This window comes from Shewanella aegiceratis, from assembly GCF_019457495.1.
In the GTDB taxonomy this organism is placed as follows: domain Bacteria; phylum Pseudomonadota; class Gammaproteobacteria; order Enterobacterales; family Shewanellaceae; genus Shewanella; species Shewanella loihica.
The window spans coordinates 2,976,376-2,994,423 of record NZ_CP080416.1; the positions used below are offsets into that span (position 1 = coordinate 2,976,376).

The 18,048-nt window shown below is 56.8% G+C and carries 15 protein-coding genes; 10 read left to right on the forward strand and 5 right to left on the reverse strand.

Annotated elements, in window-relative coordinates; genetic code table 11:
- Positions 1-270: 270 nt before the first annotated feature.
- The gene (locus K0H80_RS13095) at positions 271-1,266 is read left to right on the forward strand and encodes an NADP-dependent oxidoreductase (protein ID WP_220071860.1); all 996 of its coding nucleotides are present in this window, start codon (positions 271-273) and stop codon (positions 1,264-1,266) included.
- A 199-nt stretch (positions 1,267-1,465) separates the two neighbouring features.
- Positions 1,466-2,278, forward strand: coding sequence for a MipA/OmpV family protein (locus tag K0H80_RS13100; protein WP_220071861.1), 813 nt, complete (start codon positions 1,466-1,468; stop codon positions 2,276-2,278).
- A 221-nt stretch (positions 2,279-2,499) separates the two neighbouring features.
- On the opposite strand, the gene K0H80_RS13105 is transcribed toward K0H80_RS13100, so the two are convergent.
- From K0H80_RS13105 to K0H80_RS13120, 4 genes are all read right to left on the reverse strand, one after another.
- Positions 2,500-2,691, reverse strand: a complete 192-nt coding sequence (locus K0H80_RS13105) for a DUF3185 family protein (protein WP_144200401.1) — start codon at positions 2,689-2,691, stop codon at positions 2,500-2,502.
- A 192-nt stretch (positions 2,692-2,883) separates the two neighbouring features.
- Positions 2,884-3,357 carry a cytoplasmic protein gene (locus K0H80_RS13110; RefSeq protein ID WP_220071862.1) on the reverse strand — a complete coding sequence of 158 codons (474 nt, stop codon included), beginning with the start codon at positions 3,355-3,357 and terminating at the stop codon, positions 2,884-2,886.
- A 36-nt stretch (positions 3,358-3,393) separates the two neighbouring features.
- Entirely contained in the window at positions 3,394-4,386 is a 993-nt protein-coding gene (locus K0H80_RS13115; RefSeq protein WP_220071863.1) for a toxin-antitoxin system YwqK family antitoxin, read from the reverse strand.
- A gap of 506 nt (positions 4,387-4,892) precedes the next feature.
- Positions 4,893-6,797, reverse strand: a complete 1,905-nt coding sequence (locus K0H80_RS13120) for a propionyl-CoA synthetase (protein ID WP_220073987.1) — start codon at positions 6,795-6,797, stop codon at positions 4,893-4,895.
- A gap of 568 nt (positions 6,798-7,365) precedes the next feature.
- Between K0H80_RS13120 and K0H80_RS13125 the strand changes: the two genes are divergently transcribed.
- From K0H80_RS13125 to K0H80_RS13160, 8 genes are all read left to right on the forward strand, one after another.
- Positions 7,366-7,767 carry a MerR family transcriptional regulator gene (locus K0H80_RS13125; RefSeq protein ID WP_011866366.1) on the forward strand — a complete coding sequence of 134 codons (402 nt, stop codon included), beginning with the start codon at positions 7,366-7,368 and terminating at the stop codon, positions 7,765-7,767.
- A 111-nt stretch (positions 7,768-7,878) separates the two neighbouring features.
- Positions 7,879-9,048: an isovaleryl-CoA dehydrogenase gene (locus K0H80_RS13130; RefSeq protein ID WP_011866367.1), complete on the forward strand. Its 1,170-nt coding sequence runs from the start codon at positions 7,879-7,881 to the stop codon at positions 9,046-9,048.
- 89 nt (positions 9,049-9,137) lie between these two features.
- Positions 9,138-10,745: a carboxyl transferase domain-containing protein gene (locus K0H80_RS13135; protein ID WP_220071864.1), complete on the forward strand. Its 1,608-nt coding sequence runs from the start codon at positions 9,138-9,140 to the stop codon at positions 10,743-10,745.
- A gap of 48 nt (positions 10,746-10,793) precedes the next feature.
- Positions 10,794-11,594, forward strand: coding sequence for an enoyl-CoA hydratase-related protein (locus tag K0H80_RS13140; RefSeq protein WP_220071865.1), 801 nt, complete (start codon positions 10,794-10,796; stop codon positions 11,592-11,594).
- Positions 11,595-11,651: 57 nt separating this feature from the next.
- The gene (locus K0H80_RS13145) at positions 11,652-13,685 is read left to right on the forward strand and encodes an acetyl/propionyl/methylcrotonyl-CoA carboxylase subunit alpha (protein WP_220071866.1); all 2,034 of its coding nucleotides are present in this window, start codon (positions 11,652-11,654) and stop codon (positions 13,683-13,685) included.
- A gap of 2 nt (positions 13,686-13,687) precedes the next feature.
- A complete protein-coding gene (locus K0H80_RS13150) occupies positions 13,688-14,593 on the forward strand; it encodes a hydroxymethylglutaryl-CoA lyase (protein WP_220071867.1) in 906 nt (301 codons plus the stop codon).
- Between the two features lie 46 nt (positions 14,594-14,639).
- Entirely contained in the window at positions 14,640-15,341 is a 702-nt protein-coding gene (locus tag K0H80_RS13155; protein WP_144200389.1) for a CoA transferase subunit A, read from the forward strand.
- 12 nt (positions 15,342-15,353) lie between these two features.
- Positions 15,354-16,010 (forward strand): 3-oxoacid CoA-transferase subunit B, encoded by a 657-nt coding sequence (locus K0H80_RS13160; protein WP_011866373.1) that lies wholly within the window; start codon positions 15,354-15,356, stop codon positions 16,008-16,010.
- Between the two features lie 96 nt (positions 16,011-16,106).
- Here the strand turns inward: K0H80_RS13160 and K0H80_RS13165 are convergent, their stop codons facing one another.
- Positions 16,107-17,681, reverse strand: coding sequence for a methyl-accepting chemotaxis protein (locus tag K0H80_RS13165; RefSeq protein WP_220071868.1), 1,575 nt, complete (start codon positions 17,679-17,681; stop codon positions 16,107-16,109).
- Positions 17,682-18,048: the final 367 nt, after the last annotated feature.

Sequence of the window (18,048 nt, forward strand, 5' to 3'; positions counted from 1 at the left end):
ACTCAACTTTTGCTCAATGCGCTACCGCTTAATGTGCAACTTAATGACTTAACGCCTTATGACTTAATGCGTTACGACTTAAGATTTCATCACCTTTCCCGCATATGCTAGCTGCCGCAAGCTTTAGGGCGGCTATCTTAACAGAATTCACGAGCAAGGAGCGGACATTAAAACACATTGCTTTGCGCACAAAGTATTTGCATTGTACTCAATTTGTTTGTAGAGTTTACCACAATTAGTTAGCGCGCAAAGCAAAAAGAGGTTAATTCCATGCAAGCACAAGAGATAACACTGGCCAGCCGCCCTGAAGGCATGCCAACCCAAGCCAACTTTGGCCTTAAGCAGGTGGAACTTCCGGCCCTCAAGCCGGGCGAATTCCTGGTCAAGAACCTCTGGATGTCGGTCGACCCTTACATGCGCGGCCGCATGATAGACAGAGAGAGCTATATCGCCCCCTTCGCCTTAGGCGAAGTGCTGGAAGGCGGCGCCATTGGTGAGGTTGTAGAGTCGAACCATGAAGGCTTCCCTGTGGGCAGCAAGGTCAGCAGCATGAAGGGCTGGCGCAGCCACTATGTCACCGACGGCGCAGATCATACCCTGCTACCGGACACTCCTTTGTCTGAATCTCATTTCCTCGGCGTCATGGGCATGCCAGGTATGACCGCCTGGACCGGCCTTAACCGCATCGCCCAGCTGAAAGAAGGCGAGACCCTGTTTGTCTCGGCCGCCTCGGGCGCGGTGGGCAGCGTCGCCTGTCAGCTAGGTCTCTTGATGGGCGCCAAGGTAGTTGCCTCGGTCGGCTCGGATGAAAAAGCCGAGGCCCTCAAGGTGATGGGAATCGAGCAGGTGATCAACTACAAGACCACGGCTAACCTGAGCCAGGCGTTGAAAGATGCGGCGCCACAAGGCGTTGATGTCTACTTTGAAAACGTCGGTGGCGAACATCTGGCCGCGGCGCTGGACAACATGAACGACCATGGCCGTATCGCCGTATGTGGCATGATCGCCCAGTACAACGACACTAAGCCGACCCCGGGCCCAAGCAACCTGGCCTATATCATCATGAAGAAGCTCAGAGTCGAAGGCTTTATCGTGTTCGAGCATTGGCAGCACTATGGCGAGTTCGCCAAGCAGATGGGTCAGTGGCTGGCCAGCGGTAAGGTTAAGGCCGAGCAGACCATCTACGAGGGACTCGACAACGCTCCGGCGGCCTTTATCGGCCTGTTTGAAGGCAAGAACCACGGTAAGATGGTGGTTAAGCTGTAAGCATTCGCCTCACAAGATAACGCCACAAAGACCGGCTCCATAGGGCCGGTCTTTTTTTACCTTTATACAACAAAGTCTTGGGCATTCACGGCCCGCCATACACAAAGGCGACACAGGCTTACAAACTCATGATACTTATCTAAGTGCCCAGCGAGTACATTGCCCTCAACCAATAAACACCTTCAAAGTGGAGTGAGCAATGAATTACCTTCCCTTAGCCCTAGTTGCCCTTGGCAGCATCAATCTGGCCCAGGCCGCCGAGTCGGACACCTATATCAGCAATGGTCAGGTCTATCACAGCAGAGGCTGGGTGGTCGAGTTTGGCGCCGGCTACAACTCAGACATCATCAAAGAACAGAAGAACGACTACAAATTTGCCTTCGGCGACCACAACCGCTTCGGCCCCCGCTTGAATGTGGGCTATCACGGCGATCGCTTCAACGCGGATCTGGACAAGGGCATCAACTACCGCCTCTATGGCAAAGACAGAGACGCCATCACCTTCAGCACCTATCTGACAGGTAACGGCCTCTGGCTGGATAAGGATGTGTCTAAGGTGCTGACCGGCATGGAAGAGCGTCGCATGAGCGTGGATCTGGGCCTGAACATGGATATCAAGGTGGGGCCGCGCGGCGTCCTCTCCACCAACTTCCAGCACGACATCAGCGGCGAATATAAAGGCTATGTGGCGGGTGTGCGCTATCAGCAGATCCTCAACCTCGGCCGTCTGGATCTGGTGCCGTTTGTGGGGGTGAGTTACAACAGCGCCAAGTTTAACGATCACTACTTTGGCGTCAGCAAGAAAATGGCTATGCCCAAGCGTGCGCAGTACGAGGCCAAGGCTGGCGTTAACTATGACATTGGCTACCAGCTGATACTGCCGCTTTCGAGTAACTGGCGCATAACCCAGCAGACCAGCTACACCCACCTGAGCAAGGAGATTGCCGACTCGCCCATTACCGATTCACGCAATCAGTGGTCGGCCAACCTGATGGCGAGCTACCGTTTCTAAAAAATTGGAAAAATTAGGCCTAAACCCCGCTCGGCCTAAGGGCAAAGGATCTGCCCAGCTTATTTGAAGCAAGAGAAACTCCCTGGAAAGAGACTTCCTGCAAAGAAACTTTTTCTGCAAAAATAAGCTCCCTGCAAAAGAAAAAAGCCTGCATCATGCAGGCTTTTCATCTAATACACGCTTTCTCCTGGTTTGGTTTAGCGACATATATAACCTAAGGACTATTTCAGTTTCAGCAGGCCAACCAGCACACAGATGGCGCCGCCGACCATGCCGGCCCAGGCTTCTATGGGGGTGTCGCCGTTAACCGCGCGGGTGATCTGCGAACTGGTAGAATCGTAGATGTTGTAGCCCCACCATGCCAAGGCCACACCAATAACCAACAGGACAATCCCCAAATACTTACTCTTCATTTCCCCAACCTCTTGAAAATCAATCTCGGTCCCAGCATACGACAGCTTAAAGCCATATTTCAATGACAGGATTTGCGCCTCAAGATTTATCCCGCAACATTTACGGCTGAAACCCTGAGCAGGCTTTGATCCCTCGGCGACCGCCCTAAATAGCCCCCAGCGACAAGTCCCCATCTAATCTAAAAGAGCCAACTAGAAGACTAACGTCATGCTCTGCCCCGGTGTTAGGGCCTGCCATTGGCGGGTAAGCTCGGTGATCTCATCGATTATCTGCCTGAACTCATGCTCACTCACTACAGGGACGGTTAGCCCTCGCTGCTCACAGCCCTGAGCCAGTAGATAACAGAAACCCTCGAAGTTGAGATCCTGCGACCAATAGAGCGACTGCAGCGCCTCCACCATAGATTCTGTCTGCCACACCTGGGTCTTATCGGCTATCTGCCGCGACAGCTGATTGTGCTCCAGGGTAAAGCTGATGTTGGCGCCGGCCTTTAGCTGACCATAGAAGGCGCCTCCTATGCCCAGGATCTTCTCCACCACGTAATGGATCATGTCGTGGGGCGCGATCCCCTGCTCCGGTATCTGAGTCTCGGTGCGACTGGCGTCCTCTCGCACGCAGCAGAGCCTGCCGTAGCGGCCATCTCCCTTGATAAAAATCACTTCCATATTTAATGCCTCACTCATTCCTTACAAAATAGCGCCTTACTCGTCGCTCACAGCAATGTCCGCTTCCAGCCTGACCCTTTGCTCCTCATGCTCGGAGAGTAGCTCACCATTCGGGCTGAAGCGGCGCCATATACCGACCTTCTCGCCATCTCGGTATTGCCCCTCTTCGGCAAGCAGACCACCGCGGAAATATTCGCGATAGCTGCCCTCTAGCTTGTCATTGCGATAGTTTTTTACCTGCTCCAGACTGTTATCATCATAAAAACGTGTCCAGGTGCCAACCTTGCTGCCTGTGGCATAATATTCGATGCACTCCTTTGCGCCATTCTCATAAAACTCGGTCACCTCACCGTGAAGCTGGCCCGCCCTGAAATGAGCGATCCCCTGCAAGATGTCGGTATCCTGAAAATAGGTGCGCCACTCGCCCTCTTCCTTGTCTTCGACCATGGTGCCTTCAATCACCACCTTGCCGAAGCTGTATTGCTGCCACAAACCGTCGCGCAGGTCGTCCACATAATGGATGCGATTCCTTAATCTGCCCGGATCCCAGTAACTCGTGCTCCAGCCGTTACGCTTGCCCTGGCGATATTCGATGGACTCAGACAGCAGGCCTCCCTCGAAGCCATAGTGTTTTTCTGTGCCCTGTTTCAGCCCATCTTGATAGGGGATCTCCTTATTCAGGGTGCCATCTTCCAGATAGACACGGGTCACGCCCGTTATCTGACCATCGACATAATACGTGACCGCCTGGACGGCACCACTTTCATAAAACTCCTGCAGCTCGCCGTTAAGCTTGCCTTGACTGAGCATGGCTTGCTGCTTCAGCCAGCCATCATCGCCGAAATACTTGGCTTTACCGCTATAGGGCTCGGCCTCACCGCGCAGATGAAAGCGGCCGTCGATCCTTTCAAGCTTCTCGAAGTCGACATAGTCCTTAGCGAATGCGCCCATTTTCACGCTAAGCCCCACGGCGCTCAGCGCCACTAACGCAACAGCAACTATACCCGCCAGTAATCCTTTCGCTTTCATCCCTTGCTCTCCACTTCCCTTACTCTCCACTTCCCTTACTCTCCACTTCCCTTACTCTCCACTTCCCTTACTCTCCACTTCCCTTACTCTCCACTTCCCTTACTCTCCACTTCCCTTACTCTCCACTTCCCTTACTCTCCACTTCCCTTACTCTCCACTTCCCTTACTCTCCACTTCCCTTACTCTCAACTTCCCTTGCCAAGATCCTTTTCCTCACTCCTTGACCAACTCGCGCTTAATCAGGTTTTCCCTAAACCTTCCCAAAACCAGAAGGCCGCGACTCATAGGCTGCGCCGAATACCCCGCTATGTTCGATAGATGAGTCTATTTTGGCAAGTATTTTAATGGATAAATCTATGAAAATTAGCGGTTTGGCTATTTTGTTTGTGATCTTATTTAAGCTACTACTTTAAGCCATAAGCGCAGACCAGACGCCCGCAAGTAGCGAGAAGCATGCAACAAAAAAGGGCCCGAGGGCCCTTTTTAATTAACTAGTAGAAGACGCGCTAGACGTGGGCGTCAGCGTAACCCATACGGGTCAGGGCGTTGCGCACCAGCTCTAGGGTATAAGGATCTTCTATGGTTGCCGGCATCTTGAACTCTTGATTGTCGGCAATCTTACGCATGGTGCCGCGCAGTATCTTACCCGAGCGCGTCTTAGGCAGCTTAGGCACGGCGCTCACCAGCTTAAAGGCGGCCACAGGGCCAATCTGCTCACGCACCAGGGCGATCAGCTCCTTGTAGAGCTGCTCGTCACTGAGATCGCAGCCCTTCTTGAGCACCACCAGACCGAGCGGCACCTGTCCCTTGAGCTTATCGTCCACCCCAATCACCGCCGCCTCGGCCACCTCCTCATGCTGACACAGCACCTCTTCGAAGCGTCCGGTCGACAAACGGTGACCGGCCACATTAATGATGTCGTCGATGCGGCTCATGATATAGAGATAGCCCTCTTCATCCATGTAGCCGGCATCCCCTGTGAGGTAGTAACCCGGATACATGGAGAGGTAGCTCTCCTTGTAGCGTCCCTCGTTTTGCCACAGGGTCGCCAGCGTACCCGGCGGCAGCGGCAGCTTGATCACCACGTTGCCCGACTGATCCGGCGCCACGATATCACCCATCTCATCGAGCACCTGCACATCATAACCAGGCACCGCCTTGGCAGGAGAGCCCGCCTTGACGGGTACCGGCGCCGTGCCCATCAGATTGGCGGCTACCGGCCAGCCGGTTTCCGTCTGCCACCAGTGGTCGATCACCGGCTTGTCTAGCTGCTGCTCGGCCCAGTGCAGGGTATCTGGATCGCAGCGCTCGCCGGCGAGGAACAGGGTACCGAGACAGTTAAGATCCACATCCTTGAGGTAATCGCCCTCGGGATCGTCGCGTTTGATGGCGCGGATCGCCGTCGGCGCGGTAAAGAAACTCTTCACATTATATTTGGCTATGGTGCGCCAGAAGATACCGGGATCCGGCGTGCCCACCGGCTTGCCCTCGAACAGCACTGTGGTGGCGCCAACCAGTAAGGGGCCATAGACAATGTAAGAGTGGCCAACCACCCAGCCCACATCCGAGGCCGCCCAGAAGACATCCCCCGGGTTGATATCATAGATATGCTTCATCGACCAGGCGAGCGCCACCGCGTGGCCGCCATTGTCCCGCACGACCCCCTTGGGCTGACCCGTGGTGCCCGAGGTATAGAGGATATAAAGGGGATCGGTCGCCTCTACCGTCTGACACTCGATGTTTGGCGCATCGGCCATGGCCCCCTGCCAGTCGACGTCACGGCCATCGACTAAGTCAGCTTGCAGCTGAGGACGATTGAGGATCACACACTGCTCCACCTTGTGGCTCGCCTGCTCCAGCGCATCGTCCAGCAGCGGCTTGTAAGCGACCACGCCCGAGGGCTCGACGCCACAGGAGGCGGAGAGGATCATCTTAGGCTTGGCATCATCGATTCGGGTCGCCAGCTCGTTGGCGGCGAAACCGCCGAACACTACAGAGTGAATCGCGCCGAGTCGCGCACAGGCCAGCATGGCATAGGCTGTCTCTGGCACCATAGGCATATAGATGATCACCCTGTCACCTTTGACCACGCCCTGGCTGGCCATGTAGCCCGCCAGTCGGCTCACCTGTGCCTGCAGCTCGTTGTAGGTGATCCCATATTCTGTGCCCGTAATCGGGCTCACATATTGAATCGCCACCTGCTCGCCGCGCCCGGCCTCCACGTGTCTGTCGACCGCGTTATAACAGGTATTGAGCTGCCCGCCGCTAAACCAGCGATACATAGGTGCATGACTGTCATCGAGTACCCGCTCGAACGTCTTGTCCCAGGCTAAGGCCCCGGCGGCCTCGCCCCAGAAGGCGTTAGGATTATCGATAGATTCCTGGTGTAACTGATTATGCAAATCCTTCATGTGATCTTCTCCGAATGACATGCGCCCGCCACTCACGGTCGACATATCGGCTTCCCCTTCCATACGATTTGGCTTATGCGCCATAGATCACATTATGGAGCCAAGTTGCACTTTTCCCATTAGACCTTTGCATAAGGAAGGTGCGAACAAGTCCCCTGTGTGCTCTGCGTCGGCTTACAGGCCTGAATGCAAGGCGTGGTTCGCGGCAAATGGCCTAAGTCCTTTGCAAGAAGCACAACACAGCAATCTGACCTGTAAACTACGCCCTTCGGGGCTTTCACAGCAACCGGCTCTCTGCGTTATCTGACTTTGCCAGGCCCCGGCATGCGTTCAGTCAGACGCCTTGAACGCCAATCGCTGCGTAAGCCACTCTCAATAAAAGAGAAGGCCACGAGGACTTATGCGCAACTTCCCTTACCTCACCCCAAACCCGCGGCTGGCGGTTATTTCACCAGTTTGCCGTGCGATTTTTACAGCCAGATAGACCAATAGCGCCACCTAAAATCTTTACCTTTACGTAAACTTCATATATCGTGCTAGGAAAGTTAATCAATATGGTATTTTTTCGATGAGTGACAAACACAGTCCACAGACCACCTACTCTATCAGCGACCTGTCGAAGGAGTTCGATATTACTACCCGTAGTATCCGTTTCTACGAAGACCAGGGGCTACTGAAACCTAAGCGCCGCGGGCAAACTCGCATCTATGGCCTGAAAGATCGCGTTCGTCTCAAGCTGATCTTAAGGGGTAAACGTCTGGGCTTTTCGCTCGCCGAAACCCGCCGTTTGTTCGAGCTCTACGACGCCGACAAGAACAGCAGCACCCAGCTTCACACCATGCTGGAATTGGTGGAAGAGAAGAAATCGGCCCTGCAACAGCAGATGGACGACATCAAGGTGGTCTTGATGGAGCTCAACTCCGCCGAGCAGCAGTGCCGCGCCGCCCTGGAGCAGCAAGAACGCGCCTAGGCCAGGCACAGACCATATCGAGTTAACGCAGCAACAAATTGAACACAAGCAAGGCTGGGTAAACCGGCCTGATAAAAAATTATAAAAGCATCTGACCTGTAGGATAAAACAATGACTCAACTCTACTCCTCTCTCAACTTCGGCCTCGGCGAAGATATCGACATGCTGCGTGACGCAGTACGCAGCTTCGCCGCCAACGAAATCGCTCCTATCGCCGCCAAGGTGGATCAGGAAAACGCCTTCCCTAACGAGCTTTGGCCTGTGCTGGGCGAGATGGGCCTGCTTGGGGTGACAGTGCCCGAAGAGTACGGCGGAGCAGACATGGGTTACCTGGCCCACGTGGTCGCCATGGAGGAGATCTCCCGCGCCTCGGCCTCTATCGGCCTGAGCTATGGCGCGCATTCAAACCTGTGTGTTAACCAGATCAACCGTAACGGTAACGCCGAGCAGAAGGCCAAGTACCTGCCTAAGCTGGTGAGCGGCGAGCATATCGGCGCCCTGGCGATGAGCGAGCCTAACGCGGGTTCCGACGTGGTCTCCATGAAGCTGAGCGCCCGTAAAGAGGGTGACCGTTATATCCTCAACGGAAACAAGATGTGGATCACCAACGGCCCAGACGCCGACACCTATGTGATCTACGCCAAGACAGACATGGACAAGGGCCCACACGGCATCACAGCCTTCATCGTCGAGCGTGGCTTCAAGGGCTTCAGCCAGGCGCAGAAGCTGGACAAGCTGGGTATGCGTGGCTCTAACACCTGTGAGCTGGTGTTCGAAGACTGTGAAGTGCCGGAAGAGAACATCCTAGGCGGCCTCAACAACGGCGTTAAGGTGCTGATGAGCGGCCTGGATTATGAGCGCGTGGTGCTCTCTGGCGGCCCACTTGGGATCATGACCGCCTGTATGGATATCGTGGTGCCTTACATTCACGAGCGTGAGCAGTTCGGCAAGTCTATCGGTCAGTTCCAGCTGGTACAGGGCAAGCTTGCCGACATGTACACAGGCATGAACGCCGCCAAGTCTTACGTCTATAACGTGGCCAAGTCATGCGATCGCGGCGAGACCACACGTAAAGACGCCGCCGGCGCCATCCTCTACAGCGCTGAGCTGGCTACCAAGATGGCCCTGGATGCCATCCAGCTGCTGGGCGGCAACGGTTATGTCAACGAATACGCCACGGGTCGCCTGCTGCGCGATGCCAAGCTCTATGAGATTGGCGCCGGTACCTCAGAGATCCGTCGCATGCTGATCGGCCGCGAGCTGTTCAACGAGTCGAAATAGTCGAATGCGTAGAGTAGGCCGGACCCAGTCCGGCCTCGGGCGGGCAATCGCCACTTCCCGTTCACCACAGTCTTAAAAGGAACCAAGCCGTGACGCAACTGAGCAGTCAAATCAATCCCCGCAGCGACGAGTTTAAGGCCAAGCATCAACAGATGAGCCAGGTGGTCGCCGATCTCAAGTTAAAACTGTCTGAAATCGAACAAGGCGGTGGCGCCGTCGCCATGGAGCGCCATCTCTCCCGTGGCAAGCTGTCGCCACGTCAGCGTGTCGAGAAGCTACTGGATCCCGGCTCGCCGTTTCTGGAGATCTCCCAGTTTGCCGCCTACCAGGTGTATGACGACGTGGTACCGGCCGCGGGCATCATCGCCGGTATCGGCCGCGTCAGCGGCGTCGAGTGCATGATCATCGCCAACGATGCCACGGTAAAAGGCGGTACCTACTATCCACTGACGGTGAAGAAACACCTTAGGGCTCAGGAGATCGCCGAGCGCTGTCACCTGCCCTGCATCTATCTGGTGGACTCGGGCGGGGCTAACCTGCCGCGCCAGGACGAAGTCTTCCCCGACAGAGACCATTTCGGTCGCATCTTCTATAACCAGGCCAAAATGTCCTCCAAGGGCATCCCTCAGATCGCCGTGGTGATGGGTCTGTGTACCGCGGGCGGCGCCTATGTGCCCGCCATGGCCGATGAGTCGATCATCGTCAAGGAACAGGGCACCATCTTCCTCGCGGGCCCACCATTGGTGAAGGCCGCCACAGGCGAAGAGGTCTCGGCCGAAGAGCTGGGCGGCGCCGAGGTGCACACCAAGATCTCGGGCGTAGCCGACCATATGGCGCAAAACGATGAGCACGCGTTGGAATTAGCGCGCAAGTCGGTGACCCGCCTCAATCACAACAAGCAGATCGCCAGCCAACTGAGCCAAGTCAAGCCGCCTAAGTTCGATATCAACGAGCTCTACGGCATAGTGGGTACCGATCTGAAGAAGCCGTTCGATGTCAAAGAGGTGATCGCCCGTATCGTGGACGACTCAGACTTCGACGAATTCAAGGCCAACTATGGCGCCACCCTGGTGTGCGGTTTCGCCCGCATCCACGGCTACCCAGTTGGTATCGTCGCCAACAACGGCATCCTCTTCTCCGAGTCGGCGCAAAAAGGCGCTCACTTCATCGAGCTCTGCTGTCAGCGCAAGATCCCACTACTGTTTTTGCAAAACATCACAGGCTTCATGGTGGGTAAGAAGTATGAGCACGAAGGGATCGCCAAGCATGGCGCCAAGATGGTGACTGCGGTTTCCTGCGCCACCGTACCTAAGTTTACCGTGATCATCGGCGGCTCTTACGGCGCCGGTAACTACGGCATGTGTGGCCGCGCCTTCGAACCTACCATGATGTGGATGTGGCCTAACGCCCGCATCTCGGTCATGGGCGGCGAGCAGGCAGCCGGCGTACTGGCGACCGTGCGCCGCGACGGTCTGGCCCGCAAAGGGGTGGACTGGCCGGCCGAAGATGAGGCCGCCTTCCGCGCCCCTATCGTGGCTCAGTATGACAAGGAGGGACATCCTTATCATGCCAGCGCGCGTCTGTGGGACGATGGCATTATCGACCCGGCCCAGACCCGTGACGTGGTCGGCCTTGCCCTCTCTGCGGCGCTCAATGCGCCGATTGAAGACACCAAGTTTGGCGTGTTCCGCATGTAATGCGCCGCTAAGTCAACAATCGATAACGCAGAGGCAAGGAAGTAGACCATGACAAGCCAAACGATTACGCAAGAATTTGAATACTTAAGCTGCGCCCTGAGCGATGGGGTCGGCGAGATGGTGCTTGACCGCGCCGACAAACATAACGCCTTCGATGAGGTGATGATCGCTGAGATGATCGCCGCCCTCGATCTGTTCGCGGCCGACGACAACTGTCAGCTGCTGGTGCTTAAGGCCAACGGCCGTAACTTCAGCGCCGGCGCCGATCTCAACTGGATGCGCAAGCAGGCCAAGATGGATTTCGAGCAGAACCTGAGTGACGCCAACGAGCTGGCGACCCTGATGCACAAGCTCGACAAGTTCCCCAAGCCGACACTGGCCTTGGTACAAGGAGCAGCCTTCGGCGGCGCCCTGGGTCTTATCTGCGCCAGCGATATCGCCATCGCCGATAGCCGCGCCAGCTTCTGTCTGAGCGAGGTCAAACTCGGGCTTATCCCGGCGGTGATCAGCCCCTATGTGGTACGCGCCATGGGCCAGCGTGCCTCGCGCCGCTACATGCTGACCGCCGAGCGCTTCGACGCCGAAACCGCGCTCAAGCTCAATGTGATCCATGAGATTAACGATGATCTCGAGGGTGCCAGCGCGCCTATCATAACCGCGCTCAAGGGCAACAGCCCTCAGGGCATGGCTTGGGTCAAGACCCTGCTGTCACGCCTGGAAGATGGTGTGATCGATCAGGAGACCCTGGCCTACACCAGCGAGCGTATCGCCCGCATTCGCGTCTCAGACGAGGGCCAGGAGGGGCTAAACGCCTTCTTCGAGAAGAGAAGCCCGAGGTGGAACGCCTAATGAAGCCAGAGATCATCTTAGACCCTATTGCCCTACCAGTTCGGGGAGCACGCTAACATGTTTACCAAATTATTGATCGCCAACCGTGGCGAAATCGCCTGCAGAATCATCAAGACCGCACAGGTCATGGGCATCAAGACGGTCGCCCTCTACTCGGACGCCGACAAGGACGCCCGCCATGTGGCCATGGCCGACGAGTCTTTCTACTTGGGCGGCAGCGCCCCGAGCGAGTCTTACCTCAAGGGCGAGTTAATCCTGGAGATCGCCAAGCGCAGCGGCGCCCAGGCTATTCACCCTGGCTACGGCTTCCTGTCGGAAAACGCCGATTTTGCCCGCCAATGTGAGCAGGCCGGTATCGCCTTCGTCGGCCCAAGCGCCGATGCAATCGATGCCATGGGCAGCAAGAGCGCCGCCAAGATCATCATGGAACAGGCCAATGTGCCCCTGGTACCCGGTTATCACGGCGACGACCAGAGCGACGAGGTGCTGCTCAAGGCCTCTAAAGAAATTGGCTTCCCTCAGCTGATCAAGGCCGCCTACGGCGGTGGTGGTAAGGGGATGCGCATCGTCGAGTCCGAGTCTGAGGCCCTGGAGGCGATCAACTCGGCCCGCCGTGAAGCCGCCTCCTCCTTTGGCAACGACAAGCTGCTGATCGAGCGCTACCTGAGACAGCCTCGCCACGTCGAGGTGCAGGTGTTTGCCGATACCCAGGGCAACTGCATCTATCTGTCGGATCGCGACTGCTCTATTCAGCGTCGTCACCAGAAGGTGGTTGAAGAAGCCCCGGCGCCTGGCCTGTCTGACAGCCTACGCCGCGCCATGGGTGAGGCCGCCGTGGCCGCCGCCAAGGCGATCGACTATGTGGGCGCCGGCACGGTAGAGTTTCTGCTGGACACTCATGCGACCGAGGAGAGCAACAGCTTCTACTTCATGGAGATGAACACCCGTCTGCAGGTGGAACATCCGGTGACCGAGATGGTCACAGGCCAAGATCTGGTCAAGTGGCAGCTCATGGTCGCCAGTGGCAGCGAACTGCCCCTGAGCCAGGAGGATGTACGCATCCACGGCCACTCCTTCGAGGTGCGTATCTACGCCGAAGATCCGCAGAACGAGTTCCTGCCCGCCAGCGGCAAGCTCAACTTCCTGCGTGAGCCTGAGCAGAACCGCTATGTGCGCATCGATTCCGGCATCCGCGAAAACGATGTGATCAGTAACTTCTACGACCCTATGATCGCCAAGCTGATCGTCTGGGACGAGTCGCGCCCCCGCGCCCTGCAGCGCCTGGTGCACGCCCTGGAGTCGTACCAGATCAGCGGCCTCAAGCACAACATTGAGTTTCTGGCCAACATCGCCGAGCACAAGGCCTTCAGCCAGGCGGATTTCAGCACAGACTTTATCGAGCGCTATGGCGACACCCTGATAGGTGCCAACCTGGATGGCGACAACAGCCATGAACAGAATGGCGCCCTGGCCTTCGCCGCCCTCTATCACCTGTGCGCCCAGAAGGAACAGGCCAAGCTTACCGCCACCAACAGCCAGGATCCCTACTCGCCTTGGGGACAGGTGAGCGGCTTCAGGCTTAACCGCAGCGGCATGCATCAGCTCTCCCTGCTGGACGATGAGCATGAGGTGCAGCACCTGACCCTGAGCCAGATTGGCGATTGCTACTACCTGAACCTTAACGATCAACAGCTGACCCTGAGCGGCGAGCTGAAGCAAGATCTGCTACACGCCGAGATCAACGGCCACAAGAGCAAGATCCCCGTCAGCCGCGAAGGCGACGACTTCACCCTCTTCCTGCCAAGCGGCAGCTATCACTTCCGCGCCCTGCAGACAGAGGTCGTAGAAGAGCAGGCCAACAGCGAAGACAAGCTCAAGGCGCCGATGAACGGCACTATCGTCACTCACCTGGTCGAGGTGGGCGATGAGGTCGAGGCGGGTCAAGGCCTAATGGTGATGGAAGCGATGAAGATGGAATACACCATAGAGGCGCCGTTTGACGGCAAGGTGGCGGCCTTCTTCTTCCAACCAGGCGAGTTGGTGAGCGATGGCGCCCTGCTGCTCGAAGTCACTGCGAAAGAGGATGTCTAACCATGTCCGCGACTAACAGCTTTCCAAGCAGGGTCAGTATCTTCGAGGTCGGCGCCCGCGACGGCCTGCAGAACGAGAAGGCGGTCACCACCGCCGACAAGCTAGCTCTAATTGATCAACTGGGCGCGGCGGGCCTGACCCGTATCGAGGCCGGCAGTTTCGTCTCCCCCAAGTGGGTACCGCAGATGGCCGACTCGGGCGATATCTTCCGCCAGCTCAGCAAACGACCGGGCGTGGTCTACAGCGCCCTGACCCCTAACCTCAAGGGGCTGGAACTTGCGCTTGACGCCGGCGCGGACGAGGTGGCCATCTTCGGCGCCGCCTCGCAGAGCTTTAGCCAGCGTAACATCAACTGCTCTATCGAGGAGTCGATCGAGCGCTTTATCCCTGTGATGGAGGCGGCTCAGGCGAAACAGATCCCCGTGCGCGGCTATGTGTCTTGCGTGCTTGGCTGTCCCTACGAAGGCGAGATCCAGGTCGAGGAAGTGGCTCGCGTGGCAGAGATCCTTTACAAAATGGGCTGCTACGAGATCTCTCTGGGTGACACCATAGGCGTTGGCACCCCCTTAAATGCCCGTAGAATGGTGGAAGCGGTCGCGCGCAGGGTGCCGGTAGAGAAACTGGCGCTACACTTTCATGACACCTATGGTCAGGCATTAGCCAATATTCTTGCCTGCCTGGAGACTGGCGTCAGCGTCATCGACAGCTCGGTAGCAGGGCTGGGCGGCTGCCCTTATGCCAAAGGCGCATCGGGCAACCTGGCCACAGAAGATCTGGTCTACATGCTTCACGGCATGGGCATAGAGACAGGTGTGGATCTTAACGCCCTGATCACCGCGGGTAACAACATCAGCCAGGCGCTTGGCAGAGTCAGCGGTGCCAAGGTCGCACGCGCGCTAACAGAATAATAGGGTTGGGCTCAGGCCCGACTCACGCTCAAAGGAGATAATGATAATGGCAGGACTCAATAAGCTGGTCGCCAGCTATGAAGAAGCATTGGAAGGTCTGACAGACAACATGACCGTCATGGTCGGTGGCTTCGGCCTCTGCGGTATTCCCGAAGGCTTGATCGCCCAGATGGTCAAGAGTGGTGCCAAGGGGCTCACCGCCATCTCGAACAACGCCGGGGTAGACGATTTTGGCCTGGGGCTACTGCTCAAGAGCCGTCAGATCAGCACCATGATCGCCTCCTATGTGGGCGAGAACGCCACCTTCGAGCAGCAGATGCTCTCGGGTGAACTCAACGTGATCCTCACCCCGCAAGGCACCCTGGCCGAGAAGATCCGCGCCGGCGGCGCCGGTATCCCCGCCTTCTTCACCGCCACCGGTTACGGCACCCCAGTGGCCGAAGGCAAGGAAACCCGTGAGATCGATGGTCGTCACTATGTGCTGGAACCTGCGCTGACCGCAGACTTCGCCCTGGTGCGCGCCTGGAAGGCCGATACCATGGGTAACCTGGTGTTTCGCAAGACGGCGGCTAACTTCAACCCTATGATGGCTACGGCCGGTAAGATCACTGTGGTCGAAGCCGAGCATATCGTCGAGCCGGGCGAGCTGGATCCCGACCATATCCATACACCAGGCATCTATGTGGATCGCCTGATCCAAGGTACGTTCGAGAAGCGTATCGAGCAGCGCACAGTGAAGAGCAAATAGGGAGGAGACACCATGGCTTTATCGAGAGAACAACTGGCACAGCGTGTTTCCCAGGAACTACAGGATGGTTTTTATGTCAACCTGGGCATTGGCATCCCGACGCTGGTCGCCAACTATATTCCCGAAGGCATGCAGGTGATGCTGCAGTCGGAAAACGGCCTGCTCGGCATGGGTGAATTCCCCACCGAAGAGACCATAGACGCCGATTTGATCAACGCGGGTAAGCAGACGGTCACCGCCGTCCCCGGCGCCTCCTTCTTCTCCTCAGCCGAGAGCTTCGCCATGATCCGCGGTGGTCATGTGGATCTCACCGTGCTGGGCGCCTTCGAGGTGGATGTGGAAGGCTCAATCGCCTCCTGGATGATCCCCGGCAAGCTGATCAAAGGCATGGGCGGTGCCATGGATCTGGTGGCCGGTGCCGACAATATCATCGTCACCATGATGCACGCCGATAAGCACGGCAACTCTAAGCTGCTGCCTAAGTGTGAGCTGCCGCTGACCGGCTATGGCTGCATCAAGCGTGTGCTAACTGACCTGGCCTTCCTGGAGATCAAAGATGGCGCCTTCCACCTGCTGGAACGAGCCCCAGGCGTGAGCGTCGAGGAGATCGTCGAGAAGACCGCCGGCAAGCTTATCGTGCCTGAGCATGTACCTGAGATGCAGCTCTAATCCCTAGGCTTTAAGCCTCATCAAAAGAAAAGCCCAGCGTTAACGCTGGGCTTTTTCATTTCCGATACTAACGCTTAAACATTCGCCAGGCTTTCATTAAGCATTGGCGCGATGCACCGCCTGACGCCAGAACTGACGCGCCAGCTGGCGTGACTCCATCGACTTGAGTGAGCTGCGCTCGCCAAGCTGTCTATCGGCCTGGGACTGGGCAAAGCCTTCGCTGGCCAGCTCGCTGATCGCCTGCAGCGAATCGCTGATATCCACCGCCGCCAGTCCCTGCTCCTGCATGGCATCGGCGCTCAGCTCCGTCATCTGATTAATCTTATCGATACGGGTCACCAGCTCGGCAAACACGGCCTCAGCTTGTTTCACCAGCTGCACAGCCTGGGTCGCCTGGCGCTGACCCGCGGTCAGTGTGTTTGCGGCATTAGCCGTGCTCTGCTGGAACTTGGCGATGATGGCATCGATCTGACTGGTGGAATCTGCGGTGCGCGCCGACAGCTGGCGCACCTCGTCCGCCACCACGGCGAAGCCCCGGCCCGACTCCCCTGCTCTTGCTGCCTCGATGGCGGCGTTAAGCGCCAGCAGGTTGGTCTGCTCGGCAATCTTAGTGATCACCTCAAGCACCTGATTGATGGCCACGCTGTCATGCTCTATCTCGCTGACCACCTGGGCAAAGTTGCCCACCTCATTGTGTAGCTCATCTATGCTGGCCACCACGGCGTCGAGCTGCTCATAGCCCTGCAGCACAGCCGCCTGGCTGGCCTCCACATCCGCCGAGACCTGCTTAAGCTGCTGACCCAGCTCGTTAAAGCTGGCGGTCAGCTCTTCCACCGCCGCCGCGGCCTGTGCCGTCTGTTGATTCTGACCATCGGCGCGATCGGCCGTGGCCGTGATGGAGCCGAGTAGAGCGTCGCTGTCTCTGGCAATGACGCTTGAGGCATCTGTCATCCGCCCTACCACCCCGGCGATCTCCGCCGTGGTGAACTCCATGGCAAATTGAATGTTGCCCAGCTCGTCCCGCCGCCCGGCGTAGATGTGTCTGGCCACCGGGTCTGACACGATAGTGAGCGCATGCTCATTCAGCGCCCTTAGCGGCGCCAAGAGGAGCCTCATGCCAAACGCCAACAGCGGCGCGCAGGCAAGCGCCAACCAGGGCGAGATATTACTCAGGCCGATGGCTAACATAAGGCAAAGAAAAGCAAACAGGGTCAGCTTGCCGCCGTAACTGAGCTTGGCATCCTTGATTTCGCTGCGCTGCTCAGACTTATTCAGGCTCTGATAGATATCGCTGGCACGCTCTACCTGGGCCTGACTCGCCCGGCGGCGCACCGATTGATACTCCTTGACTTGACCATTCTCCATCACGGGCGCCACATAGGCATTGACCCAATAGTAGGAGCCATCTTTACAGCGATTCTTCACCACCCCCAGCCAGGATTGCTTCTGCGCCAGGCGCTGCCACAAGATGGCAAAGGCGGCCTTGGGCATGTCGGGATGGCGCACTATGTTATGGGGCTGGCGAACCAGTTCCTCCTCGGAAAACCCACAGATACGGCAAAAATCCTCGTTGGCATAACCTATGTTGCCCTTGAGATCCGTCGTGGACAGCAGAATATCATCGTCGGTCAGCACGACCTCGTTGTCTATCACGGGTTGATTGTTTCGCATTGCATTTTAGTTAGTTATCCAAGCGGTGACTGAATTTTGACGCCTGACAATTCATTGGCAATTGATCTAAAGCAATGTTTCTGTATCAAGAAAGGTTACAACTGTTGATTTTTTGAGCCAGATCTCATAGGAGGCATCTTTCAACAGCTACTAATTAAGACGTTAATAATAAAGATTATTTTCACCTAATTCGTTGAATTTATGACCACAAAATACCTTGTAACAGCTTTTGTTTGCTATTTACGTCTAATCCACACTATTATCATGGCCTTTAGCGACGACGCGCCTGCCAGGGTGGCCCATAGCGCGTTCGCCATCAAGATGACAAAACCAACTAAACTAAAGCCGTAAGAGTGAAATGATGAAA